Origin of the sequence: Pseudomonas sp. 30_B, from assembly GCF_017491605.1 — a bacterium.
Classification (GTDB): domain Bacteria; phylum Pseudomonadota; class Gammaproteobacteria; order Pseudomonadales; family Pseudomonadaceae; genus Pseudomonas.
Genome location: NZ_JAFGYY010000010.1, coordinates 71,563 through 95,243, shown reverse-complemented (window position 1 = coordinate 95,243; position 23,681 = coordinate 71,563). Strand labels below are relative to the sequence as shown.

General features: G+C 65.6%; 20 protein-coding genes. 15 read left to right on the top strand and 5 right to left on the bottom strand.

Annotation, left to right across the window (positions count from 1 at the left end; translation table 11 throughout):
- Positions 1–3 precede the first annotated feature (3 nt).
- A complete protein-coding gene (locus tag J5M67_RS13140) occupies positions 4–468 on the bottom strand; it encodes a TIGR02444 family protein (RefSeq protein ID WP_207885771.1) in 465 nt (154 codons plus the stop codon).
- Positions 469–515: 47 nt separating this feature from the next.
- On the opposite strand from J5M67_RS13140, the gene J5M67_RS13135 reads away from it, so the two are divergent.
- The 5 genes from J5M67_RS13135 (at position 516) to J5M67_RS13115 (ending at position 6,677) form a co-directional block, all read left to right on the top strand.
- Complete coding sequence (locus J5M67_RS13135) at positions 516–2,426, top strand: ATP-binding cassette domain-containing protein (RefSeq protein ID WP_207885770.1); 1,911 nt, start codon at positions 516–518, stop codon at positions 2,424–2,426.
- A 68-nt stretch (positions 2,427–2,494) separates the two neighbouring features.
- Positions 2,495–3,253 carry a TerC family protein gene (locus J5M67_RS13130; RefSeq protein ID WP_207885769.1) on the top strand — a complete coding sequence of 253 codons (759 nt, stop codon included), beginning with the start codon at positions 2,495–2,497 and terminating at the stop codon, positions 3,251–3,253.
- A gap of 220 nt (positions 3,254–3,473) precedes the next feature.
- A complete protein-coding gene (locus J5M67_RS13125) occupies positions 3,474–4,103 on the top strand; it encodes a LysE family transporter (protein WP_207885768.1) in 630 nt (209 codons plus the stop codon).
- A 128-nt stretch (positions 4,104–4,231) separates the two neighbouring features.
- Complete coding sequence (locus tag J5M67_RS13120; RefSeq protein WP_207885767.1) at positions 4,232–6,133, top strand: cytochrome c/FTR1 family iron permease; 1,902 nt, start codon at positions 4,232–4,234, stop codon at positions 6,131–6,133.
- Between the two features lie 73 nt (positions 6,134–6,206).
- Positions 6,207–6,677: a YaiI/YqxD family protein gene (locus tag J5M67_RS13115; RefSeq protein ID WP_207885766.1), complete on the top strand. Its 471-nt coding sequence runs from the start codon at positions 6,207–6,209 to the stop codon at positions 6,675–6,677.
- Positions 6,678–6,812: 135 nt separating this feature from the next.
- On the opposite strand, the gene elbB is transcribed toward J5M67_RS13115, so the two are convergent.
- A complete protein-coding gene (gene elbB, locus J5M67_RS13110) occupies positions 6,813–7,466 on the bottom strand; it encodes an isoprenoid biosynthesis glyoxalase ElbB (protein ID WP_207885765.1) in 654 nt (217 codons plus the stop codon).
- 154 nt (positions 7,467–7,620) lie between these two features.
- Between elbB and J5M67_RS13105 the strand changes: the two genes are divergently transcribed.
- Complete coding sequence (locus J5M67_RS13105) at positions 7,621–8,859, top strand: sterol desaturase family protein (protein ID WP_207885764.1); 1,239 nt, start codon at positions 7,621–7,623, stop codon at positions 8,857–8,859.
- Positions 8,860–8,863: 4 nt separating this feature from the next.
- On the opposite strand, the gene J5M67_RS13100 is transcribed toward J5M67_RS13105, so the two are convergent.
- Entirely contained in the window at positions 8,864–9,424 is a 561-nt protein-coding gene (locus tag J5M67_RS13100; RefSeq protein WP_207885885.1) for a DedA family protein, read from the bottom strand.
- Between the two features lie 233 nt (positions 9,425–9,657).
- Here J5M67_RS13100 and hemB point away from each other — a divergent pair, with 233 nt between their 5' ends.
- Together hemB and ppk1 are read left to right on the top strand one after the other, a co-directional pair.
- Entirely contained in the window at positions 9,658–10,671 is a 1,014-nt protein-coding gene (gene hemB / locus J5M67_RS13095) for a porphobilinogen synthase (protein ID WP_207885763.1), read from the top strand.
- A gap of 21 nt (positions 10,672–10,692) precedes the next feature.
- Entirely contained in the window at positions 10,693–12,885 is a 2,193-nt protein-coding gene (gene ppk1 / locus J5M67_RS13090; protein WP_207885762.1) for a polyphosphate kinase 1, read from the top strand.
- A 235-nt stretch (positions 12,886–13,120) separates the two neighbouring features.
- Here ppk1 and ppx read toward each other — a convergent pair whose 3' ends face one another.
- A complete protein-coding gene (ppx, locus tag J5M67_RS13085) occupies positions 13,121–14,623 on the bottom strand; it encodes an exopolyphosphatase (RefSeq protein WP_207885761.1) in 1,503 nt (500 codons plus the stop codon).
- Between the two features lie 190 nt (positions 14,624–14,813).
- Here ppx and trxA point away from each other — a divergent pair, with 190 nt between their 5' ends.
- The 4 genes from trxA to J5M67_RS13065 all read left to right on the top strand — a co-directional run bounded on the left by trxA (position 14,814) and on the right by J5M67_RS13065 (position 19,552).
- Positions 14,814–15,140, top strand: a complete 327-nt coding sequence (trxA, locus tag J5M67_RS13080; protein WP_015475045.1) for a thioredoxin TrxA — start codon at positions 14,814–14,816, stop codon at positions 15,138–15,140.
- Between the two features lie 251 nt (positions 15,141–15,391).
- The gene (gene rho, locus J5M67_RS13075; RefSeq protein ID WP_207885760.1) at positions 15,392–16,654 is read left to right on the top strand and encodes a transcription termination factor Rho; all 1,263 of its coding nucleotides are present in this window, start codon (positions 15,392–15,394) and stop codon (positions 16,652–16,654) included.
- A gap of 220 nt (positions 16,655–16,874) precedes the next feature.
- Positions 16,875–18,341: a 4-hydroxy-3-polyprenylbenzoate decarboxylase gene (ubiD, locus tag J5M67_RS13070; protein WP_207885759.1), complete on the top strand. Its 1,467-nt coding sequence runs from the start codon at positions 16,875–16,877 to the stop codon at positions 18,339–18,341.
- A 242-nt stretch (positions 18,342–18,583) separates the two neighbouring features.
- Positions 18,584–19,552, top strand: coding sequence for a CDP-6-deoxy-delta-3,4-glucoseen reductase (locus J5M67_RS13065; RefSeq protein WP_207885758.1), 969 nt, complete (start codon positions 18,584–18,586; stop codon positions 19,550–19,552).
- A gap of 133 nt (positions 19,553–19,685) precedes the next feature.
- On the opposite strand, the gene J5M67_RS13060 is transcribed toward J5M67_RS13065, so the two are convergent.
- A complete protein-coding gene (locus tag J5M67_RS13060; RefSeq protein ID WP_207885757.1) occupies positions 19,686–20,591 on the bottom strand; it encodes a LysR substrate-binding domain-containing protein in 906 nt (301 codons plus the stop codon).
- Between the two features lie 228 nt (positions 20,592–20,819).
- Between J5M67_RS13060 and J5M67_RS13055 the strand changes: the two genes are divergently transcribed.
- The 3 genes from J5M67_RS13055 to J5M67_RS13045 are packed head-to-tail and all read left to right on the top strand — an operon-like array spanning position 20,820 to position 23,680.
- Positions 20,820–21,938 (top strand): ABC transporter ATP-binding protein, encoded by a 1,119-nt coding sequence (locus J5M67_RS13055; protein ID WP_207885756.1) that lies wholly within the window; start codon positions 20,820–20,822, stop codon positions 21,936–21,938.
- A gap of 12 nt (positions 21,939–21,950) precedes the next feature.
- Complete coding sequence (locus J5M67_RS13050; protein ID WP_207885755.1) at positions 21,951–22,874, top strand: ABC transporter permease; 924 nt, start codon at positions 21,951–21,953, stop codon at positions 22,872–22,874.
- The gene (locus J5M67_RS13045) at positions 22,874–23,680 is read left to right on the top strand and encodes an ABC transporter permease (RefSeq protein ID WP_207885754.1); all 807 of its coding nucleotides are present in this window, start codon (positions 22,874–22,876) and stop codon (positions 23,678–23,680) included. Before J5M67_RS13050 ends, J5M67_RS13045 begins: the two co-directional genes overlap by 1 nt.
- The last annotated feature ends 1 nt before the right edge of the window (position 23,681 follow it).

Below are 23,681 nucleotides of genomic sequence, written 5' to 3'. Positions count from 1 at the left end.
GGCTCAGGAGAGGCTCGCCGCGATGCGCAGGGTTTCCCGCGCATCGCGGCGCAAGCTGCCAGCGTCTCCCGCCGCTGCATCCAGCCAGCGCGACAAGTCTTCCGCTTCACCCCGTGGCCAATCCTTCGCCACGCTCTCAAGCCGCTCCAGCAGGACCTTTTCCGCGTCCAGCTCCAGTTGCTTGAGTCGTTCGCGCAGACCGGCCAGCGCCGCATCCTGCTGCGCCGCTTCGCGCCATTGCTGACGCAGCGAACGCAGCGGCACTATCACTTGATCTCGCCAGTTTCGCGCTGCGCTTTCCAAGGCACTGATGCGTGCCGGCGAAAAGGCCACGCCAGTGCTTCCCAGCCACGTCGAAGCGAGCAGCAGGCAGACATCCGCACCGCCTTCCTGCAGGGACAGGCAGGCCGCCTCAACCCCGGGGCGGGCGTAGAGTTGCAGCGCATACGACCAGACATCATCAGACATAGACCACCCACAGCGATTGCCAGGCGAAGCTGATAAACTCCGCCGCCATGATTCGACTACAAAATCTTACGCTACAGCGTGGCCCCCAGCGCTTGCTGGAAGGTGCCGAACTCACCCTGCACGCCGGACAGAAAGTCGGCCTGATCGGCGCCAACGGCGCCGGCAAGTCGAGCCTGTTCGCCCTGCTGCGCGGCCAGCTCGGCCAGGATGCCGGCGACTGCTACCTGCCGGCGGACTGGCGCATCGCGCACATGCGCCAGGAGGTCGATACCCTCGACCGCCTTGCCGTCGACTACGTGCTCGACGGCGACGTGCACCTGCGCAAGATCCAGGCGGATCTCGCCGCGGCTGAAGAGGCCCACGACGGCACCGCCCTGGCGCGCCTGCACAGCGAACTGGACAGCGCCGACGGATACACCGCCGATGCCCGCGCGCGCAAGCTGCTGGCCGGCCTGGGCTTCACGCCCGAGCAGATGGATCGCCGTGTCGGCGACTTCTCCGGTGGCTGGCGGATGCGCCTGAACCTGGCGCAGGCGCTGATGTGCCCCTCCGAACTGCTGCTGCTCGACGAACCCACCAACCACCTCGACCTCGACGCCATCCTCTGGCTGGAAGAGTGGCTCAAGGGCTACCCGGGCACGCTGCTGCTGATCTCCCACGACCGCGACTTCCTCGACGCCGTGGTGGACAACATCGCCCACCTCGAACAGCGCAAGCTGACCCTGTACCGCGGCGGCTACTCGGCCTTCGAGCGCACCCGCGCCGAACGCCTCGCCCAGCAGCAACAGGCGTACGAGAAGCAGCAGGCGCAGCGCGCCCACATGGAAAAATACATCGCCCGCTTCCGCGCCCAGGCCACCAAGGCCCGCCAGGCGCAGAGCCGGATCAAGGCGCTGGAACGCCTGGAAGAACTGGCGCCGGCCCACGTCGACTCGCCGTTCGACTTCGCCTTCCGCGAGTCCGACAAGATTTCCAGCCCGCTGCTCAATCTCTCCGAGGCCCGCCTGGGCTATGGCGAGAAGACCGTGCTGGAGAAGGTCAAGCTGCAATTGGTGCCCGGTGCGCGTATCGGCCTGCTCGGCCCCAACGGCGCGGGCAAGTCGACCCTGATCAAGACCCTGTCCGGCGACCTGTCGCTGCTCTCCGGCGAACTCGGTCGCGGCGAGAACCTCGCCATCGGCTACTTCGCCCAGCACCAGCTCGATTCGCTCGACCCCAAGGCCAGCCCGCTGCTGCACCTGGCGCGCATCGCCCCGGCCGAACGCGAACAGACCCTGCGCGACTTCCTCGGCGGCTTCGACTTCCGTGGCGATCGCTGCGACGAGCCGGTGCTGAATTTCTCCGGTGGCGAGAAGGCGCGCCTGGCCCTGGCGCTGATCGCCTGGCAGAAACCCAACCTGCTGCTGCTCGACGAACCGACCAACCACCTCGACCTGGAAATGCGCCTGGCGCTGACCCTGGCGCTGCAGGAATTCTCCGGCGCCGTGGTGGTGGTGTCCCACGATCGTCACCTGCTCAAGAGCACCACCGACGAATTCCTGCTGGTGGCCGACGGGCGCATTCGCGAGTTCGACGGCGACCTCGACGACTATGCCCGCTGGCTGGTGGATTTCCGCGCCCGGCAGGCGCCTTCCACCCCTGCCGCACCGGCCGGCGACAAGACCGACAAGCGTGCCCTGCGCCAGGCTGCCGCTGCATTGCGCCAGCAACTGGCCCCGCACAAGCGCGAGGCGGAGAAGCTGGAGAAGGAGTTGGGCAAGGTCCACGAACAGCTCGCCGAGCTGGAAGAGCGCCTGGGCGACAGTGCGCTCTACGAAGCCGCGCGCAAGGATGAATTGCGCGACCTGCTGGCCCGCCAGGCAACCCTCAAGACCCGCGAAAGCGAGCTGGAAGAGGACTGGTTGATGGCGCTGGAAACTCTCGAAGAGCTGCAACGCCAATTGGAAGCCAGCGAATGAGGGCGGGCGTGAGCCCGCCGCTGGCGCGGATCGAATCTCCCCACCACCCCTGACGGATATCCCCCACTATGGAATGGCTCACTAGCCCCGAGATCTGGGTTGCCTTTCTGACCCTGACCGCCCTGGAAATCGTTCTGGGCATCGACAACATCATCTTCATCTCGATCCTGGTCGGCCGCCTGCCGGCCGCCCAGCAACCCCGCGCACGTTTCTTCGGCCTGGCGCTGGCGATGGGTACGCGCATCCTGCTGCTGCTGTCGATCACCTGGGTGATGCGCCTGACCGCCGACCTGTTCACGGTGTTCGAGCACGGCATTTCCGGGCGTGACCTGATCCTGTTCTTCGGCGGCCTGTTCCTGCTGTTCAAGAGCACCCTGGAAATCTTCCACAGCCTCGAAGGCGCGGAAGAGGGTGGGCAGCAGGGCGGCAAGACGCGCGGCTTCATGGGCATCATCATCCAGATCGCGATCATCGATATCGTGTTCTCCCTGGACTCGGTGATCACCGCAGTCGGCCTGGTGCAGCACGTACCGGTGATGATCGCCGCGATCGTCATCTCGGTCGGCGTGATGATGCTCTCGGCCGGCACCATCAGCGCCTTCATCGACAAGCACCCGTCGCTGAAGATGCTGGCGCTGTCGTTCCTTATCGTGGTCGGCACTGTACTGATCGCCGAATCCTTCGAAGTCCACATTCCCAAGGGCTACGTGTACTTCGCCATGGCCTTCTCGCTGGCGGTGGAAGCGATCAACATCCGCCTGCGCGGCGCCATGGCGCGCAAGCGCGGCGAAGAGCCGGTGAAGTTGCGCAAGGATGTGCCGAGCTGATTGCTCCGACGTCATCGAAAAGCCCGGCCATGCGCCGGGCTTTTTATTTGTGTGTAGGAGCGGGCCATGCCCGCGATCGCGCGCATGGCGCGCTCCTACAGGTCGACTCCTTGCGATGGGAAATGCGTCTGTCGGCAACACTGGGCGGCGCTACACGACTAGGGCACACTGAGCCTCCGTAACAAATTATTGCGCCTGCCTGGGCGCCGTGAGGTTCGAGATGCTCGCCAGTACCTGGTTCGCCTTCTTCATTGCCTGCTGGGTGATCAGCCTGTCGCCTGGCGCCGGGGCGATCGCCTCGATGTCCTGCGGGCTGCAGTACGGCTTTGCGCGCGGTTACTGGAACGCGCTGGGCCTGCAGTTCGGCCTGGCCCTGCAGATCGCCGTGGTGGCCGCTGGCGTCGGCGCACTGCTGTCCGCCTCCGCGCTTGCCTTCAGTGCGATCAAATGGTTCGGCGTGGCCTACCTGGTCTACCTCGCGTACCGCCAATGGACCTCGCCGCCCCAGGCGATGGTTGCGGAAGGGGAACGCCCCATCGGCCGGCCGCTCTCCCTGGTGCTGCGTGGCTTCCTGGTCAATGCCAGCAACCCCAAGGCGGTGATCTTCATGCTCGCGGTGCTGCCGCAGTTCGTCGATCCGCACCGGCCGATGGCGATCCAGTACGTGATCATGGGCGCGACCATGATCACCGTCGACCTGATCGTCATGGCTGGCTACACCGGTCTGGCCGCCCGTGTACTGCGTGCATTGCGCTCGCCGCGCCAGCAGCGGCTGATGAATCGTACCTTCGCCACCCTGTTCGTGGGCGCCGCCGGGCTGCTCGCCAGCGTGCGCCGCGCCGCGGCCTGAGGGCCTTTGCGCCGCCTCCGCGGCGTCGTCACTGACGCCTCGGAAGCGGCCTTGCAGGACATTGTCCTTGCATAGACGGAAACCTGAGGTGACAATTTAACCTCATTCATTCTCATTTAGCTTCCGTTATGCAACCCTCCAAACTTCTCGTGTGGCTGTTGCCGCTGGTCGGCCTTTTCAGCCTTGGAGCTCAAGCCGACACGGTTGTCGACCCGTCCCAAGCCCTTCATCTGCTCAGTTATCTCGCCGCCGACTACCCGGCGACCGTTGCTGACGGCCAGGTCGTTGATACCAGCGAATACAAGGAGCAGCTGGAGTTCGTCGGCAACCTCCACGCGCTGATCCTGACCCTGCCGGCCCGCCCTGAGCGCGCCGACCTGGAAAAGGCGGCCGATGACCTCAAGCAGGCCATCGAGCAACGCCAGCCGGGCGCACAGGTCGCCCAGCAGGCGCGTCACCTGGAGGCGCGCGTCGCCGATCTCTACCAGGTGGTGCAGACCCCGGCGATCACGCCCGATCCGTCCCGCGCCGCCGACATCTACGCCCAGCAGTGCTCGATCTGCCACGGCGACGCCGGCAAGGGCGACGGCCCGGCGGGCATCGGCCTGGAGCCGCCGCCGGCCAACCTCACCGACCGTGCGCGCCTGGATCACCTGAGCCTGTACGACCTGCACAACGTCATCGGCCTGGGCGTCGCCGGCACCGACATGCCGGCCTTCGCCGACCAGCTCGATGAGCGTCAGCGCTGGGACCTGGCAACCTACGTCGCGAGCCTCAGTGCCGGCCAGGCCAAGGCCGATCCGGCCCATGCCTACCCGCTGGCGACCCTTGCCACCCAGACCCCGGCCGAAGTCGCCGAGCGCGATGGCGAGGCTGCGGCCGAGAGCTTCCGCGCCTTGCGCGCCCGCCCGCCGCTGGAACACCGTGGCCCGGCGCAGCAGATCGACTACACCAGCGCGACCCTGGACAAGAGCTTCGCGGTGTACCGCGCCGGCGACCGCGACCAGGCCTACGACCTCTCCGTGGCAGCCTACCTGGAAGGCTTCGAGCTGGTGGAAAGCTCGTTGGACAACGTCGACGCCGACCTGCGCAAGGCCACCGAGAAGCAGCTGATGGCCTACCGTCAGGCCCTGCGTGATGGCCTGCCGGAGGCTGAGGTAGCGCAGCAGCTGGAACTGGCCAAGGCCAAGCTGGCGGCTGCCGCCAAGGCTCTGAGCGGTGATTCGCTGAGCTTCTCCATCAGCTTCGTCTCGGCCCTGCTGATCCTCCTGCGCGAAGGCGTGGAAGCGATCCTGGTGCTGGCGGCCATCCTCGCCTTCCTGCGCAACACCGGGCAGGAGAAGGCCGTGCGTGGCGTCCACGTCGGTTGGGGCCTGGCCTTCGTCGCCGGCTTCGCCACCTGGGCGGTTGCGGCTTACGTGATCGATATCGGCGGCGCCCAGCGTGAGCTGATGGAAGGTTTCACCTCGCTGTTCGCCTGCGTGATGGTGCTCTGGCTCGGCGTGTGGATGCATGACCGCCGCCACGCCGCCGCATGGCAGGACTACATCCGCAGCAGCCTGGTCGGTGGCGGTGGACGCTTCGGTTTTGCCGTGCTGGCGTTCTTCTCGGTGTATCGCGAGCTGTTCGAGGTCATCCTGTTCTACGAGACCCTCTGGCTGCAGGCCGGCCCGGCCGGCCACAACGCGGTGATCGCCGGCGCGGGTACGGCCGTGGTGATCCTGATCGCCATCGCCTTCGTCATCCTGCGCGGTTCGGCGCGCCTGCCGCTGAAGCTGTTCTTCACCGTCAACGCCGCGCTGCTCTGCGCGCTGTCGGTGGTCTTCGCCGGCCATGGCGTGGTGGCGCTGCAGGAAGCCGGGGTGATCGGCACCCGCCCGGTGCCGTTCTTCGACTTCGACTGGCTCGGCATCAAGGCCGACGCCTATTCGCTGTCGGCCCAGGCCTTGGCGCTGCTGGCGGTGGTCGTGCTCTACGGCCGCAGCTACCTCAGCGAGCGCCGCAAGGCGGAGAGCATCGTCTCCTCCTGATGCGATAACCACGCGGTTCACAACGGCCAGTGCGATACTGGCCGTTGTGCTTTTCGAAGGAAGGTTTTCCCTGATGCGTATCTGGATCGACGCCGACGCCTGCCCTCGGGCGGCCAAGGAGCTGGTGGCGAAGTTCGCCTTGAAGCGCAAGCTGGAGGTGGTGATGGTCGCCGGCCAGCCCGTGGCCAAGCCGCCGTTCGCCTGCGTCAGCCTGGTGGTGGTGCCCAGCGGGATGGACGCCGCCGACGACTACCTGGTGGAGCAGGCCGAACCCGGCGACCTGGTGATCTGCAGCGACGTGCCGCTGGCCGACCGGCTGGTGAAGAAGGGCGTCGATGCCCTCGACCCGCGTGGCCGCGAGTTTGACGAGAAGAACATGGGTGAGCGCCTGGCCGTGCGCAACCTGTTCACCGACCTGCGCGAGCAGGGGCAGGTGGGAGGCGGGCAGGCGCCCTACGGCGACAAGGACCGGCAGGCGTTCGCCAATGGGCTGGACCGGCTGCTGACGCGGTTGATGCGCGAGGCGGATGCCCGCAAGCCATGAAAAAACGCCCGGCATTGCCGGGCGTTTTCATTCAAGGCTGAGCGTAGGAGCGGACTTCGTCCGCGATAGGTCCGCAACGCGCCGGAAACCATCGCGGACGGAGTCCGCTCCTGCGAGGTCAACGGCCCATCAGGCTCAGGCCAGCTCCAGCACCCGGTCGACCGCCTTGTTGATGCCGCTGGCGGCCTCGGCGATGGATTGCGCGAGCATGTAGGCGGGGGTGGTGACCAGCTTGTGGGCCTTGTCTTCGACGATCTCTTCCACGCTGCAATCGATGTGCTTGGCGCCCATCCTGGTCAGCGCCTGAGCGGTGCCTTCGTCGGTGCCGATGGTGCATTCCACGCCGGCGCCGTAGATGCGCGCGGCCATGGCCGGGGCGATGCAGATCAGGCCGACCGGCTTCTTCGCCGCGGCGAAGGCCTTGGCCAGGGCCAGCACGTCCGGCTGCACTTCGCACTGGTCACCCTTGAAGGCGAAGTCGCTGAGGTTCTTCGCGGCGCCGAAACCGCCGGGGACCAGCAGTGCGTCGAAGTCCTCGACCCTGGCTTCGCGAACGTCCTTCACCTCGCCACGGGCAATACGCGCGGATTCGACCAGCACGTTGCGGCTCTCGGCCATTTCCTCGCCGGTCAGGTGGTTCAGCACGTGGTGCTGGGCGATGTTCGGGGCGAAGCACTGCACCTTGGCGCCGCGCTGGGACAGGCGCAGCAGGGTGATCACGCTTTCGTGGATTTCAGCGCCGTCGTAGACGCCACAGCCGGAGAGGATGACGGCAACTTTCTTTTGCATGGACTGCTCCTGTTCGGGAATGCCGGGCGTGTCGCGATATGCCGCCCGGGTTGTCACCGGCGGTCGGGGCCGGCGATGGGCAAGGGGCTAGGATCAATCATCAGGGCGCGTCGGCCCTGAGGCCTTCCCATAAGCATAACGACTCGGCCGAGCCATGAACTACATCCTCTTCGCCGTACCCTTCTTTTTCCTCCTGATCGCGATCGAGTTGCTCGCGGACCGCTGGCGGGGCATCAGCACCTATCGCCTGAGCGATGCGCTGAACAGCCTCAGTGCCGGGGTGCTGTCCACCACCAGCGGACTGCTGACCAAGGGCCTGGCGCTGGTCACCTACACCCTTGCCTGGCAGCACCTGGCGCTGTTCGAACTGTCGGCGCAGAGCCTCTGGGTTTGGGTGTTCGCCTTCGTCTTCTACGACTTCTGCTACTACTGGAACCACCGCCTGGGCCACGAGCGCAACGTGCTCTGGGCCGCGCATTCGGTGCATCATCAGAGCGAGGACTACAACCTCTCCACCGCGCTGCGGCAGACCAGCACCGGCTTCCTCTTCGGCTGGATCTTCTACCTGCCGATGGCCGTCGCCGGCGTGCCGCCGCTGGTGTTCCTCACCGTCGGTGCGCTGAACCTGCTGTACCAGTTCTGGGTGCACACCCGGCACATCCCCAAGCTCGGCGTGCTCGAGTGGGTCTTCATCACGCCGTCCAACCACCGCGTGCACCACGCGCAGAACCCGGTGTACATGGATCGCAACTACGGTGGCGTGTTCATCGTCTGGGACCGCCTGTTCGGCACCTTCCAGGAGGAACTGGACGAGGAGCCGGTGGTGTTTGGCGTGACGGTGCCGCTGGCGAGCTGGAACCCGCTGTGGGCCAACCTGCAGGTCTATGCGCATTTGTGGAACGATGCACGCCGTGCCGGCAGCGTCCGGGACAAGCTGCGTATCTGGTTCATGCGCACCGGCTGGCGTCCGGAGGATGTCGCCCGGCGCTATCCCATGGTCAAGCCGGACCTGGCCGCCTTCCGCAAGTTCGAGGTGCCGCTGACGCGCGGTCGAAAGGGGTATGCCGGCGTGCAGTTCGCGACGTACGTGGTGGCCGGCACCTGGCTGCTGGGCGTGGGGGAGGGCTGGCAGGTGCTGCCGCTGGCGGTTGGCCTGGCCTGGATGGCGTTCGGGCTGTACGCCATTGGCGCCTGGCTGGAAAACCGCGCCTGGGCACTGAAGCTGGAAGTGCTGCGCCTGGCGCTCAACGTCCCGGTGCTGGCGGCATTGGTGCTGTGGGGCGGGATCGAATTGCCGCAGTGGGCGCCTTGGGCGCTGGCGGTCTACACGCTGGCGAGCCTGATCGGACTGCTGGGCCTGCGGCGCACCGAGAGGCTGCCCCAGGCCGTCTGAGGGCTCAGGTCTTGCTGGCGTTCCTGAAGCGGCGGTGCAGCCAGAGCAGCAGGCCAATGACGATCAGGCCGCCGAGCACCATCAGCTCGTACTTCTTGATGTTGCCCAGCACGCCCTCGAGCACGCTGCCAAAGTAGTAGGCCGCCGAGCCCAGCACGGTGGCCCAGACGATGGCGCCGATGCCGTTGAGCAGCAGGTAGCGTCCCGGCGGATAGCCCGACAGGCCGATGGCCACCGGCATCACGGTACGCAGACCGTAGACGAAGCGGAAGCTCAGGACCCAGACGTCCGGGCGACGGCGCACATGCTCCAGCGCCTTGTCGCCCATCTGCTGCCAGCGCGGCTTGCGCGCGAGCAGCTTGCGGCCATGGCGACGGCCGAGGAAGTACCACAGCTGGTCGCCGGCGTAGCTGCCCAGGAAGGCTACGGCGATCACGTATTCGAGCTGCATATAGCCGCGAAATGCCAGGAACCCGGCCAGAACCAGAATGGTCTCGCCCTCGAAGAAGGTGCCGAGGAACAGGGCGATGTAGCCGAAATCCTGCAGGAATTGTTGGAGCATTATCGAGGCAACGCAGCGAAATGAACGCGAAGCCTAACCCGGTTGTCGCTCCGGGGGAAGGCGTGCCAGTCGTCACCCCTGACCTGGGGCAACTCCCCGCAGCCGCCAGCCGCCGCTCGTCCGGTGCGGCGGGATGCCGCGACCAAGGGTCACTGTTACCGCTTGTTACCAATCGGTCATAATTCACGGCTATAACTGTCACACTGTGCCTGCCTGTCCAGGCCCCGGAGTACGCCGTGAGCTTCATTCCTGCCGATCGTGCCTTCCCCTTCGCCCGCCTGCGCCGCAATCGCCGCGACGACTTTTCCCGTCGCCTGGTGCGCGAGAATGTGCTGACCACCAACGACCTGATCCTTCCGGTGTTCGTCCTCGACGGCAAGAACCAGCGTGAAGCGGTGCCCTCGATGCCGGGTGTGGAGCGCATGTCCATCGACCTGCTGCTCAAGGAAGCCGAGGAGCTGGTGGAGCTGGGTATCCCGGCCATTGCGCTGTTCCCGGTGACCCCGCTGGAGAAGAAGTCCCTCGACGGCGCCGAAGCCTTCAACCCCGACGGCATCGCCCAGCGCGCCACCCGCGCCCTGCGCGAGCGCTTCCCGGAGCTGGGGATCATCACCGACGTGGCCCTGGACCCCTTCACCAGCCACGGCCAGGACGGCATCCTCGATGAAGACGGCTACGTGCTCAACGACGTGTCCGTCGATGTGCTGGTCAAGCAGGCGCTGTCCCATGCCGAAGCCGGCGCCCAGGTGGTTGCGCCCTCGGACATGATGGACGGTCGGATCGGTGCGATTCGCGAGGCCCTGGAGTCGACCGGTCACCTCAACACGCGCATCATGGCCTATTCGGCCAAGTACGCCAGCGCCTACTACGGTCCGTTCCGCGACGCCGTCGGCTCGGCCGCCAACCTCGGCAAGGGCAACAAGGCCACCTACCAGATGGACCCGGCCAACGGCGACGAAGCGCTGCACGAGATCTACGCCGACCTCGCCGAAGGCGCCGACATGATCATGGTCAAACCGGGCATGCCGTATCTCGATATCGTTCGACGGGCGAAGGACGAATTCCGCGCGCCGACCTTTGTCTACCAGGTCAGTGGCGAATACGCGATGCACATGGCCGCCATCCAGAACGGCTGGCTCAGCGAAGCGGTCATCCTGGAGTCGCTGCTGGCCTTCAAACGCGCCGGCGCAGATGGCATCCTGACCTACTTCGCCAAACGCGCTGCAGAACAATTGAAAAAGGGGGGCTGACCCCCGCCGACGAGACTTGCGATGAATACCGAAGGCCTTAGCGAAACCGAAGTTATCGACGCTGACATCACCGAGATCGCCGTGGCGGAGACCACCGAGGCGACGCCTCCGCCGCCGGAGGTGACCGCTCCTGCGGTCAACGTGGACGACAGTGCCCTCTACATTCATCGCGAGCTCTCGCAGCTGCAGTTCAACATCCGCGTGCTGGAGCAGGCGCTGGATGAGTCCTACCCGTTGCTGGAACGCCTGAAGTTCCTGCTGATCTTCTCCAGCAACCTCGACGAGTTCTTCGAGATCCGCGTTGCCGGCCTGAAGAAGCAGATCACCTTCGCCCGCGAACAGGCCGGCGCCGACGGCCTGCTGCCGCATCAGGCGTTGGCGCGCATCAGCGAGCAGGTGCACGAGCAGGTCGCCCGCCAGTACAGCATCCTCAACGACATCCTGTTGCCGGAGCTGGCCAAGCACGACATCCGCTTCATCCGCCGCCGCTACTGGACGCCGAAGATCAAGGCCTGGGTCCGCCGCTTCTTCCGCGACGAGATCGCACCCATCGTCACCCCGATCGGCCTCGATCCGACCCATCCGTTCCCGCTGCTGGTGAACAAGAGCCTGAACTTCATGGTCGAGCTCGAGGGCCTGGACGCCTTCGGCCGCGACTCGGGCCTTGCGATCATCCCGGCGCCGCGCTCGCTGCCACGGATCATCCGCCTGCCGGAAGAGGTCGCCGGAGCCGGCGACAACTACGTGTTCCTCTCGTCGATGATCCACGCCCACGCCGACGACCTGTTCCACGGCATGAAGGTGAAGGGCTGCTACCAGTTCCGCCTGACCCGTAACGCCGACCTTTCGGTGGACGCCGAGGACGTCGAGGACCTGGCCCGCGCGCTGCGCGGTGAACTCTTCTCGCGCCGCTATGGCGACGCCGTGCGCCTGGAGGTGGTGGACACCTGCCCGACGCACCTGTCGAATTACCTGCTCAAGCAGTTCGGTCTGTCCGAGACCGAGCTGTACCGCGTGAGCGGCCCGGTCAACCTGACCCGCCTGTTCAGCGTCACCGGCCTCGCCAGCCACCCGGAGCTGCAGTACCCGCCGTTCACCCCGGCGATCCCCAAGCTGCTGCAGAAGAAGGAAAACCTGTTCAACGTCCTGGGCAAGCTCGACGTGCTGCTGATGCACCCGTTCGAGTCCTTCACCCCGGTGATCGACCTGCTGCGCCAGGCCGCCAAGGACCCCAGCGTGCTGGCGATCAAGCAGACGCTGTACCGCTCCGGGGCCAACTCCGAGATCGTCGACGCGCTGGTGGAAGCCGCGCGCAACGGCAAGGAAGTGACCGTGGTGATCGAGCTGCGGGCGCGCTTCGATGAAGAATCCAACCTGCAGCTGGCCAGCCGCCTGCAGCAGGCCGGCGCCGTGGTGATCTATGGCGTGGTGGGCTTCAAGACCCACGCCAAGATGATGCTGATCCTGCGTCGCGAAGACGGCGAACTGCGCCGCTACGCGCACCTGGGCACCGGCAACTACCACGCCGGCAACGCCCGCCTGTACACCGACTACAGCCTGCTGACCGCCGACGTGGCGCTCTGCGAGGACCTGCACAAGCTGTTCAACCAGCTGATCGGCATGGGCAAGACCCTGCGCATGAAGAAGCTCCTGCACGCGCCCTTCACCCTGAAGAAGAACCTGCTGGAGATGATCAACCGCGAGGCCGCCCAGGCCGCCGAAGGCAAACCGGCGCACATCATGGCCAAGGTCAACTCGCTGACCGACCCGAAGGTCATCCGCGCGCTGTACAAGGCCAGCCAGGCCGGCGTGAAGATCGACCTGGTGGTGCGTGGCATGTGCTGCCTGCGCCCGGGGGTGCCGGGGGTTTCGCACAATATCCAGGTACGCTCGATCATTGGTCGCTTCCTCGAGCACAGCCGGATCTACTACTTCCTCAACGGCGGCGACGAGAAGCTCTATCTCTCCAGTGCCGACTGGATGGAGCGCAACCTCGATATGCGCGTGGAGACCTGCTTCCCGGTGGAAGGCAAGAAGCTGGTGCAGCGGGTGAAGAAGGAGCTGGAGTCGTACCTGGCCGACAACACCCAGGCCTGGGTGCTGCAGGCCGACGGCAGCTACGTGCGCCAGAGCCCCAGCGGCAACCAGAACGCCCGCAACTCCCAGGCGATCCTGCTGGAGCGCCTGTGCACGCCGGTGATCAGCTCGCGCTGATCTGCCGTCTGCGTAATGGAAAGCCCTGCCGTTCGCGGCGGGGCTTTTTTATGTGCGCATCAGGGGTGCTTTTCGTAGGCGCGAGCTTGCTCGCGAACCCATGCCCCGCTGCGGGGATCGTTCGCGAGCAAGCTCGCTCCTACAGGTTCCAGTATGCGTTGGGCGCCGCACACCTCCGGAAACCAGAAGGCCCCGGCGCTTGCACACCGGGGCCTTCTATCTTGCCTGGGGGTGATCAGCTCACGCTGATCGAATACCCCACGCGCTTGAGCCACTCGGCTTCCTGCTCGAAGTCCGCCTGGGTCAGCGGGTTGGCCGCCAGCCAGCCGTCCGGGAAGCGCACGTCCAGCGACTTGCCGGAGGCCTTCAGGGCCACCGCCGGCATTTCCTGGGTGCCACGGATGTGGTGGAAGAGGATGGCGAAGCGCAGCACGATGCACAGGCGGATCAGCTTGTCGCCTTCGTCGCCCAGTTCGTTGAACTTGTCCGCCGGGATGTTGCGGCGATGGCCGCGCACCAGCAGCGCCAGGGTCTGCTGGTCGACGCGGGAGAAGCCGGCCAGGTCCGAGTGTTCGAGCAGGTAGGCGCCGTGCTTGTGGTAATGATAATGGGCGATGTCCAGGCCCAGTTCGTGGACGCGGGCGGCCCACATCAGCAGTTCGCGATGGCCCTCGTCGTTCAGGTCCCAGGCCTCGGCGACCTGATCCAGGGATGCCAGGGCCTTGGCCTCGACGCGCGCGGCCTGCTCCGGGTCGACGTGATAGCGCTCCATGAGCGCGCTGATGGTGCGTTCGCGGACGTCCTCGTGGTGATGGCGGCCGAGCAGGTCGTAGAGCACGCCTTCGCGCAGGGCGCCTTCTGAGTGGTCCATGCGGCTCAGTTCGAGGGCGTCGAACAGCGCCTCGAGGATCGCCAGACCGGCCGGGAAGATCGGTCGGCGGTCGGGCTTGATGCCGTCGATGTCGAGCTTCTCGACTTCGCCCGCCTTGAACATCTTGCGCTTGAGCCAGGCCAGGCCCTCGGGGTTGATCTCGCCGTTGCCGTGGCCGCCGGCCTGGATCGACAGGCAGATGGCGCGGATGGTGCCGGAGGCGCCCACCGCCTCGTCCCAGCCCAGGCGGCGCAGGCTGTTCTCGATGCTCATCAGTTCCAGGCGCGCCGAGGTGTAGGCCTGGGCGTAGCGCGCAGGGGTGATCTTGCCGTCCTTGAAGTAGCGCTGGGTGAAGCTCACGCAGCCCATCTGCAGGCTCTCGCGCAGTTGCGATTCGAAACGCTGGCCAATGATGAACTCGGTGCTGCCGCCGCCGATGTCCACGACCAGGCGGCGACCGGCGGTGTCCGGCAGGGTGTGGGACACGCCCAGGTAGATCAGGCGCGCTTCTTCACGGCCGGAGATGACTTCCACGGGGTGGCCGAGGATCTGGTCGGCGACGCGGATGAAGTCGGTGCGGTTGCGCGCCTCGCGCAGGGCGTTGGTGCCGACCACGCGTACCGAGCCCGGCGGCATGCCGCTGATGAACTGGGCGAACTGCTTCAGGCAATCGAAGCCGCGCTGCATGGATTCGGCGGTGAGCATGCGGTCTTCGCCGATGCCGGCGGCCAGCTGGACCTTCTCGCCCAGCCGCTCAAGGATGCGTATCTCGCCGTGATCGGCCTTCGCCAAAACCATGTGGAAACTGTTCGAGCCGAGGTCGATGGCCGCGATCAAGGGAAAGGTCTTGGCTGGGGTATAGGGCATGTTTGAAGGTCCGGACGAATACAGGAGACATCCTGCCATTTTAGGCAAGGAGTGCCAATGAAGAGGGTGTCACCGATCAGCGAATGCCGCATCAGCGATAGATAGACTCAATCAGCTGTGCCTTTCGGTGCGGGCCGAGGCGGGATATGATGACGGACACTTTTTCGCATCCGATTGACGGAGAGAATACATGAGCGAACATATCGTCAATGTTACCGATGCCAGCTTCGAGCAGGACGTACTGAAGTCCGACGGTCCCGTGCTGGTCGACTATTGGGCCGAATGGTGCGGCCCGTGCAAGATGATCGCCCCGGTACTCGACGAGATCGCCAAGGACTATCAGGGCAAGCTGAAAGTCTGCAAGCTGAACATCGACGAGAACCAGGACACCCCGCCGAAGTACGGCGTGCGCGGTATCCCGACCCTGATGCTGTTCAAGGGCGGCAACGTCGAAGCGACCAAGGTTGGCGCACTGTCCAAGTCCCAGCTGGCAGCTTTCCTCGACAGCAACATCTGAGTCGAAGCCTGCATGAAAAGCCCCGCAAATCAGCGGGGCTTTTTTCTTTTTACCGCTATTTTTCCCTAGACGCTCCGAAACCCGGGTGTTAAATTCGGGCGCACAACGTTGATTTACGTTGTTCCCTGCAAGCCGTCGCCGACGCACTTCCTATTCGAATTCCAAGCGATCCTGTCCGTCATCTGCGGCACGGCTCTTCAAGCATCACGCTTGTTCCCTTTTCCCCTTTCAGCGTATTTACGTCCCCTTCTATGAATCTGACCGAACTCAAGCAAAAGCCGATTGCCGAATTGCTGGAAATGTCCGATGCCATGGGCCTGGAAAACATGGCTCGTTCGCGCAAACAGGACATCATCTTCGCGCTGCTGAAGAAGCACGCGAAAAGCGGTGAGGAAATCTCCGGCGACGGCGTGCTGGAGATTCTGCAGGACGGCTTCGGCTTCCTGCGCTCCGCCGATTCCTCGTACCTGGCCGGCCCCGACGACATCTACGTCTCGCCCAGCCAGATCCGGCGCTTCAACCTGCGCACCGGCGATACCATCATCGGCAAGATTCGTCCGCCGAAGGAAGGCGAGCGTTACTTCGCGCTGCTCAAGGTCGACACGATCAACTTCGACCGCCCGGAAAACGCGAAGAACAAGATCCTGTTCGAGAACCTGACCCCGCTGTTCCCGAACAAGCGCCTGACCATGGAAGCCGGCAACGGCTCCACCGAGGACCTCACCGGCCGGGTGATCGACCTCTGCGCCCCGATCGGCAAGGGCCAGCGCGGCCTGATCGTCGCACCGCCGAAAGCGGGCAAGACCATCATGTTGCAGAACATCGCGGCGAATATCACCCGCAACAACCCCGAGTGCCACCTGATCGTCCTGCTGATCGACGAGCGCCCGGAAGAAGTGACCGAGATGCAGCGCACCGTGCGCGGCGAAGTGGTCGCCTCCACCTTCGACGAGCCGCCGACCCGCCACGTGCAGGTCGCCGAGATGGTGATCGAGAAGGCCAAGCGCCTGGTCGAGCACAAGAAGGACGTGATCATCCTGCTCGACTCCATCACCCGTCTGGCCCGTGCCTACAACACCGTGATCCCCAGCTCCGGCAAGGTGCTCACCGGCGGTGTCGACGCCCACGCCCTGGAAAAGCCCAAGCGCTTCTTCGGCGCCGCGCGCAACATCGAGGAAGGCGGTTCGCTGACCATCCTCGCCACCGCGCTGATCGAAACCGGCTCGAAGATGGACGAAGTGATCTACGAGGAATTCAAGGGCACCGGTAACTCGGAGCTCATCCTCGACCGTCGCATCTCGGAAAAGCGCGTGTTCCCGGCGATCAACATCAATCGCTCCGGCACCCGTCGCGAAGAGCTGCTCACCGGTGAGGAAGAGCTGCAGCGTATGTGGATCCTGCGCAAGATCCTCCATCCGATGGACGAGATCGCCGCGGTCGAATTCCTGCTCGACAAGCTCAAGCAGACCAAGACGAACGATGAGTTCTTCGACTCGATGAAGCGCAGCAAGTAAGCGCCGCCGACAAATCCGTTCTGGCGTTGTTGCCTGGCCTTGCCGTACGAGATGTACTGTCTGCGGCCAGGCGCCTGGCCAGAACCGCTTCGCTCGGATTTGTCAGCGACGCTATGTGCTTCTGAGTACAACGAGGCCGGGGAAACCCGGCCTTCGTGTTTCTGCGAAGCGTTGTTAGCGGCTAAACTGTCGCATCTTCACCTTCGCATCGAGATTCCTCATGCAGTATCGCGACCTGCGCGAGTTCATCGCCGCCCTGGAGCAGCGTGGACAGCTCAAGCGCATCCAGGCGCCGGTTTCCCCCGTGCTGGAAATGACCGAGGTGTGCGACCGCACCCTGCGCGCCAAGGGCCCGGCCCTGCTGTTCGAAAAGCCCACCGGCTATGACACCCCAGTGCTCGGCAACCTGTTCGGCACGCCCGAGCGCGTGGCCCTGGGCATGGGCGCCGAGGACGTCTCCGAGCTGCGCGAGATTGGCAAGCTGCTGGCCTTCCTCAAGGAGCCCGAGCCGCCCAAGGGGCTGAAGGATGCCTGGTCCAAGCTGCCGATCTTCAAGAAGGTCATCAGCATGGCGCCCAAGGTCCTCAAGGACGCGCCCTGCCAGGAAGTGATCGAGGAGGGCGACGACGTCGACCTGTCGAAGCTGCCGGTGCAGACCTGCTGGCCCGGCGACGTTGCGCCGCTGATCACCTGGGGCCTGACCGTCACCCGCGGGCCGAACAAGGAACGGCAGAACCTGGGCATCTATCGCCAGCAGGTGATCGGCCGCAACAAGGTCATCATGCGCTGGCTCAGCCACCGCGGCGGCGCGCTGGACTACCGCGAGTGGTGCCAGAAGCACCCAGGCAAACCCTACCCGGTGGCCGTGGCCCTGGGCGCGGACCCGGCGACCATCCTCGGCGCCGTGACCCCGGTGCCGGACACCCTCTCCGAATACGCCTTCGCCGGCCTGCTGCGCGGGCACAAGACCGAGCTGGTGAAGTGCATCGGCAGCGACCTGCAGGTGCCGGCCAGCGCCGAAATCGTCCTCGAAGGGGTGATCCATCCCGGCGAGATGGCCGACGAAGGTCCGTACGGCGACCATACCGGCTACTACAACGAGGTGGACCGCTTCCCGGTGTTCACCGTCGAGCGCATCACCCGCCGGCAGAAACCGATCTACCACAGCACCTACACCGGCCGCCCGCCGGATGAACCGGCGATCCTCGGCGTGGCGCTGAACGAAGTCTTCGTGCCGATCCTGCAGAAGCAGTTCCCCGAGATCACCGACTTCTACCTGCCGCCCGAGGGCTGCTCCTACCGCATGGCGGTGGTGACCATGAAGAAGCAGTATCCCGGCCACGCCAAGCGCGTCATGCTGGGTGTGTGGTCGTTCCTGCGACAGTTCATGTACACCAAGTTCGTTATCGTCACCGACGACGACATCAACGCCCGCGACTGGAATGACGTGATCTGGGCCATCACTACGCGCATGGACCCCAAGCGCGACACGGTGATGATCGACAACACGCCGATCGACTACCTGGACTTCGCCTCGCCGATCTCGGGCCTGGGCTCGAAGATGGGCCTGGACGCCACCCACAAGTGGCCGGGCGAGACCAGCCGCGAGTGGGGCAGGGTGATCGAGAAGGACCCGGCGGTGACCCGCCGCGTCGACGAAATCTGGGCGAGCCTGGGCATCGATTGAGGCGCAGGTAACCTTGTAGGAGCGAGCTTGCTCGCGAACAGGCGAGATCAAGAGCCCTCACCCTAACCCTCTCCCGCAAGCGGGAGAGGGGACCGTTCGGTGCAGGATGAAGTCATGTGTCAGCCGGCACGGTCTAGCCCCCTCTCCCTGAGGGAGAGGGTTGGGGTGAGGGGAAAGTGCTGGCACGGAGTATCAAGAGACAGTCAGTTGCTCCGACGAAATCAAAATAACGAGAACAACGCTTGAAAGTGACCTTGCAACCCTCCGGCGCCCAGCTTGAGCTGAAGCCCGGCGAACGTATCCTCGACGGTGCGCGGCGCCTGGGCTACGAGTGCCCGCAGAGCTGCCGCAACGGCAACTGCCACATCTGCGCGGCGCTGCTGGTGGAGGGGCGCGTGCGCCAGGATGGCGAGGTGCGCGACCACGGCGAACTCTTCACCTGCCTGGCCGAGCCGCTGGAAGACTGCGTGCTGCACTGGGACGGCGTGCTCGCCCCCGGCGAGCTGCCGGTGCGCTCTCTGGCCTGCCAGCTGACCCTCTGCGAGCCGGTGGGCGGCGACGTCTGGCGGGTGCGCCTGCGCGCGCCGGCCGGCAAGCCGCCGCGTTATCACGCCGGGCAGTACCTGCTGATCGAGCGCGAGGGCAGCGATCCGGCGGCCTTCTCCATGGCCTCCGCGCCGCAGGAAGGACGCGACCTGGAGCTGCACATCCTGGCCCGCGAGAACAGCGCCATCGACCTGCTGGCGCAGTTGCAGCGCGACCGTTTCGCCCGTGTGCAGATGCCCTTCGGCGACGCGCACCTGGCCGACCTGCCCGACGGCCCGCTGGTGCTGATCGCCGCCGGCACCGGCATGGCGCAGATGCACAGCCTGATCGAATACTGCCGCGCCGCCGGCTTTAGCCATCCGGTGCACCTGTACTGGGGTGTGCGTCGTCCGGAAGACTTCTACGAGCTGCCGCACTGGGAGCAGTGGCAGGGCGTGCCCAACCTGTACCTGCACAAGATCGTCAGCGACCTGTGCGGTTGGGCGGGGCGCTGTGGCCTGCTGCATGAAGCGGTGTGCGAAGACTTCGCCGACCTCTCCGGCCTGCGCGTCTACGCCAGCGGTTCGCCGGCGATGGTCTATGGCACTCTGGATGCGTTGGTGGCGGCGGGCATGGACCCGCATCAGATGCGCGCCGACGTGTTCGCCTACGCGCCGCGGGGCTGAGCCTAAGGGGGCTTTTGTAGGATCGAGGGGGACGCCTAGTTCTTGCTCGCGAACCCGGCCCCCGCTGCGGGGCTTGTTCGCGAGCAAGCTCGCTCCTACAGGGTCACGCCCTGGATGCGTAGCGCCTCGCGACTCAGTTAAACGGAGACCCGCTGGAAAACTCTTCCTGCAACGCCGCCCGAATCCACTCCTCGAACCACGCCACGTCGGCACTGACCGGCCCCGGCGGCAGCAGCAACTGGTAGCTCTCCAGCGGCACTTCCTCGGTCAGTGGCCGCACCAAGGTGCCGGCGGCGAGTTGGTGCTTCACCAGCACCAGGTTGGCCAGGGCGATGCCGTGGCCGGCCTCGGCCATGGACAGCGCGTGGTCGTTGCTGACGTAGAGCACTTCCGGGCTCACCCGCAGGTCCAGTCCGATGGTGGACAGCCAGAGGTTCCACCATTCGCCGTCGTCCACGTGGATCAGTGCATGTTGCGCCAGGTCGCGGGCGCTGCTCAGCGGGCCGTGTTCGGCCAGGTACGAGGGTGAACACACCGGGAACACCGCCGGACGGATCAGCGTCGCGTGGCATTGCGGGTAGATGCCCGGCAGCCCGTAGACGATGCCCAGGTCCGCGCTCTTGCCGTCCACCTCGGTGAAGGTGGGGTTGGGCTCCACGGCGACCTTCAGGCCCGGCCGCTGCTGGCGCAGGGTTTCCAGACGCGACATCAGCCAGCGCTTGGTGAAGGCCGGCACCGCCATGATCTTCAGCCAGCGCGCCGAGCCGCCGGGAGCCAGCTCGTGGCCGGCGTCGGCGATCTGCTGCAGGGCTGTGGATATCTTCGCGTAGTAGCGCTGCCCGGCCGGCGTCAGGCTGACCCCGCGTGGGGTGCGTTCGAACAGCTGCACGCCCAGCCAGTCCTCCAGCAGCTTCACATGGCGGCCGATGGCCGGCTGCGTGACGTGCAGGTCCCGGGAGGCCGCGACATAGCTGCCCAGCCGGGCGGCGGCCTCGAAGGCGCGGACGGCATTGAGCGGCGGAAGGCGCTGGATCGACATGGACATGGCCTCGGTGGTGGCTGTTAGTTTTTTTAATACCGACTGTAAGAAAATTGAGCTTTTCGCTCAACTGCCTTTCTTCGAATATCCGCTTCAGGAGCACCACGATTTTCAGGGCCGAGCATACGGCCGGCGCTGCTTCCAGCGTTTCTCTAGTCCTGCCAGAACAACTACAAGATCCCCCGACCGCCAGCGTGCGGCGGACGGGAAGGATGCGGAGGTTTCACCATGAATGCCCTGCACAGCCTGCAGACGGCGGCGGTCTCGATCCGCTCCGTACGCAAGGTCTACGGCGACCCGGCCAGCGGTCCCGTCGCGCTCAAATGCGTCGACCTGGACATCCGCGACAACGAGTTCTTCACCCTGCTCGGTCCTTCGGGCTGCGGCAAGACCACTCTGCTGCGGATGATCGCCGGCTTCGAGTTCCCCACCGCCGGGGAAATCCGGCTGTACGGCGAGAACATCGCCGACCGCCCGCCGTTCGAGCGTCCGGTGAACACCGTGTTCCAGCACTACGCCCTGTTCCCGCACATGACCATTGCCGAGAACCTGGCCTTCGGCCTGGAATCGCACCCGATGGGCAAGCGCATGAGCAAGGCGGAAGTCGCCGAGCGCGTCCGCGAGATGCTCGCCCTGGTGCAGATGGAACGCTTCGCCCAGCGCAAGCCGACCCAGCTCTCCGGCGGTCAGCAACAGCGCGTCGCCCTGGCCCGCGCCCTGGCGCCGCACCCCAAGGTGCTGCTGCTCGACGAGCCGCTCTCCGCCCTCGACCTCAAGCTGCGCCAGGCCATGCGCGAAGAGCTCAAGGCGATCCAGTCCAAGACCGGCATCACCTTCATCTTCGTCACCCATGACCAGGAAGAAGCCCTGACCATGTCCGACCGCATCGCCGTGCTCTCCGAGGGCGAGGTGCAGCAGGTCGGCTGCCCGGACGAAATCTACGAGCATCCGCGCAACCGCTTCGTCGCCGACTTCATCGGTGAGACCAACTTCCTCCCGGCACGGGTCGAGAGCATCGCCGGCGACTGTGCGCAGTTCCGTATCCCCGGTGGTCAGCTGATCCAGGCGGCCAGTCGCGAGGGCCTCAAGGCCGGCGCCGAAGTCACCCTGTCGATCCGCCCGGAGCGCCTGCAACTGGTGGCCGAGGACAACCCGTCTGCCACGCCCTGCAGCATCGCCCAGCAGATCTACCTGGGCACCGACCTGCAGTACCAGGTCAGCCTGGCCGACGGCACCCGCCTGACGGTCCGCGCGCCCAACAGCGCCGGCCAGCGTCAGCGCCTGGTGGCCGGGCAACGCGCCGGGCTGCTGTTCGAAACCGGCAGCGCCAGTGTCCTGCTGGACTGAGCGGGGGTGAGCATGAACCAGATATCCACCACCGGCGGCGCGCTGGAGCGGCGCAAGGCGCTGAGGAGCTTCCTCGGCGTATCGCCCGCGCTGGCCTCCATCGGGCTGTTCCTGATCGTGCCGATCTTCATCGTGATCGGCTATTCGCTGATGCAGGCCAATCCCTATGGCGGCGTCAATCCGCACTTCAGCACCGACGCCTACGTCTCGCTGCTGTTCGAGCGCCAGCTCGACGACAGCCTGGCCTTCGCCGACTCCTACATGGTGATCGCCCTGCGCTCCATCGGCATCGCCGCCGCGACCACCTTCATCACCCTGCTGGTGGGCTTCCCGGTGGCGGTATGGCTGGCGATGCAGCCGGCGCACCGCCGTGGCCTGCTGATCTTCCTGATCACCGTGCCGTTCTGGGCCAACCTGCTGATCCGTACCTACGCCTGGATCCTGCTGCTGCGTGGCACCGGCGTGATCAACGGCACGCTGATGAGCCTCGGCATCATCCACCAGCCGCTGGACCTGCTCTACACCGACGGCGCCGTGCTGCTGGGCCTGGTCTACACCTACGCGCCCTTCGTGGTGCTGCCGATCTACGCAACCCTCGAGAAGATGGACATGCGCCTGCTCGAAGCCGCCCAGGACCTCTACGCCGGGCGCATTCGCACCCTGCGCAAGGTGGTCCTGCCGATCGCCCGTCCGGGCATCCTGGCCGGCGCCATCCTCACCTTCGTGCCCTGCCTGGGCGCGATGATCGCCCCCGAGCTGCTCGGCGGCGGCACCAAGATGATGCTCGGCAACCTGATCTTCCGGCAGTTCAGCGATGGCCGTAACTGGCCCTTCGGCGCGGCGCTGTCGCTGGTGCTGATGGCCGCGGTGATGCTGGTGCTGATGTTCTACGCGATGCGCGCCGAGCGCCTGCGCATTGCCCGGGGAGGTGAATGATGCTGTCGCTGCTGAGCAAGCGCCGTCTGGGCGTGCAGGATTTCCGTGGCTTCGGCGCCCTGAGCCTGCTGTTCTATATCTACCTCTATGCGCCCATCGTGGTGCTGGTGGTGCTCTCGTTCAACGCCAACCAGTCCGCCACCGTGTGGACCGGCTTCAGCCTCGACTGGTATCGCAGCGCCTTCGCCAACCAGGCGCTGCGCCAGGCCGCCGGCAACAGCCTGCTGATCGCCGTGTGCGCCTGTGTGATCTCCACCGCGATCGCCACCCTGGCCGCGCTGGGCACCTCGCGTGGCGCCAAGTTCAAGGGCCTGCGCCTGTCCATGGGGGCGATCATGCTGCCGCTGGTGCTGCCGGAGATCGTGGTCGGCGTCGCCACCCTGGCGCTGTTCTCCACCCTCGGCCTGTCGCTGGGCTACGGCAACCTGATCATCGCCCACACGGTGTTCTGCATCCCGTTTGCCTACCTGCCGATCCGCGCCCGGCTGAACGACATGGACCTGTCCCTGGAACAGGCCGCCGCCGACCTCTATGCCGGTCCCTGGCGGACCTTCCGCAAGGTCACCCTGCCGCTGCTGACCCCGGGGATCGTCTCCGGAATGATGCTGGCCTTCATCGTCTCGCTGGATAACTTCGTGATCTCGATGATGGTCTCCCAGGCCGGTACCACTACGTTGCCGATCTTCATCTTCGGCCTGCTGCGCATGGGCGTGACGCCCGATGTGAACGCGGTGTCGACCCTGATCCTCGGTGTTTCCGTGCTGTTCGTAACGTTGTCCTTCCTGCTTGGCAAGAAGAAAGCCTGAG

What these genes read in the sequence shown, in the direction of transcription:
- J5M67_RS13140 (WP_207885771.1), bottom strand. Translation starts at nt 468, where the DNA reads ATGTCTGATGATGTCTGGTCGTATGCGCTGCAACTCTACGCCCGCCCC.
- J5M67_RS13135 (WP_207885770.1), top strand. Translation starts at nt 516, where the DNA reads ATGATTCGACTACAAAATCTTACGCTACAGCGTGGCCCCCAGCGCTTG.
- J5M67_RS13130 (WP_207885769.1), top strand. Translation starts at nt 2,495, where the DNA reads ATGGAATGGCTCACTAGCCCCGAGATCTGGGTTGCCTTTCTGACCCTG.
- J5M67_RS13125 (WP_207885768.1), top strand. Translation starts at nt 3,474, where the DNA reads ATGCTCGCCAGTACCTGGTTCGCCTTCTTCATTGCCTGCTGGGTGATC.
- J5M67_RS13120 (WP_207885767.1), top strand. Translation starts at nt 4,232, where the DNA reads ATGCAACCCTCCAAACTTCTCGTGTGGCTGTTGCCGCTGGTCGGCCTT.
- J5M67_RS13115 (WP_207885766.1), top strand. Translation starts at nt 6,207, where the DNA reads ATGCGTATCTGGATCGACGCCGACGCCTGCCCTCGGGCGGCCAAGGAG.
- elbB (WP_207885765.1), bottom strand. Translation starts at nt 7,466, where the DNA reads ATGCAAAAGAAAGTTGCCGTCATCCTCTCCGGCTGTGGCGTCTACGAC.
- J5M67_RS13105 (WP_207885764.1), top strand. Translation starts at nt 7,621, where the DNA reads ATGAACTACATCCTCTTCGCCGTACCCTTCTTTTTCCTCCTGATCGCG.
- ppk1 (WP_207885762.1), top strand. Translation starts at nt 10,693, where the DNA reads ATGAATACCGAAGGCCTTAGCGAAACCGAAGTTATCGACGCTGACATC.
- ppx (WP_207885761.1), bottom strand. Translation starts at nt 14,623, where the DNA reads ATGCCCTATACCCCAGCCAAGACCTTTCCCTTGATCGCGGCCATCGAC.
- trxA (WP_015475045.1), top strand. Translation starts at nt 14,814, where the DNA reads ATGAGCGAACATATCGTCAATGTTACCGATGCCAGCTTCGAGCAGGAC.
- rho (WP_207885760.1), top strand. Translation starts at nt 15,392, where the DNA reads ATGAATCTGACCGAACTCAAGCAAAAGCCGATTGCCGAATTGCTGGAA.
- ubiD (WP_207885759.1), top strand. Translation starts at nt 16,875, where the DNA reads ATGCAGTATCGCGACCTGCGCGAGTTCATCGCCGCCCTGGAGCAGCGT.
- J5M67_RS13060 (WP_207885757.1), bottom strand. Translation starts at nt 20,591, where the DNA reads ATGTCGATCCAGCGCCTTCCGCCGCTCAATGCCGTCCGCGCCTTCGAG.
- J5M67_RS13055 (WP_207885756.1), top strand. Translation starts at nt 20,820, where the DNA reads ATGAATGCCCTGCACAGCCTGCAGACGGCGGCGGTCTCGATCCGCTCC.
- J5M67_RS13050 (WP_207885755.1), top strand. Translation starts at nt 21,951, where the DNA reads ATGAACCAGATATCCACCACCGGCGGCGCGCTGGAGCGGCGCAAGGCG.
- J5M67_RS13045 (WP_207885754.1), top strand. Translation starts at nt 22,874, where the DNA reads ATGCTGTCGCTGCTGAGCAAGCGCCGTCTGGGCGTGCAGGATTTCCGT.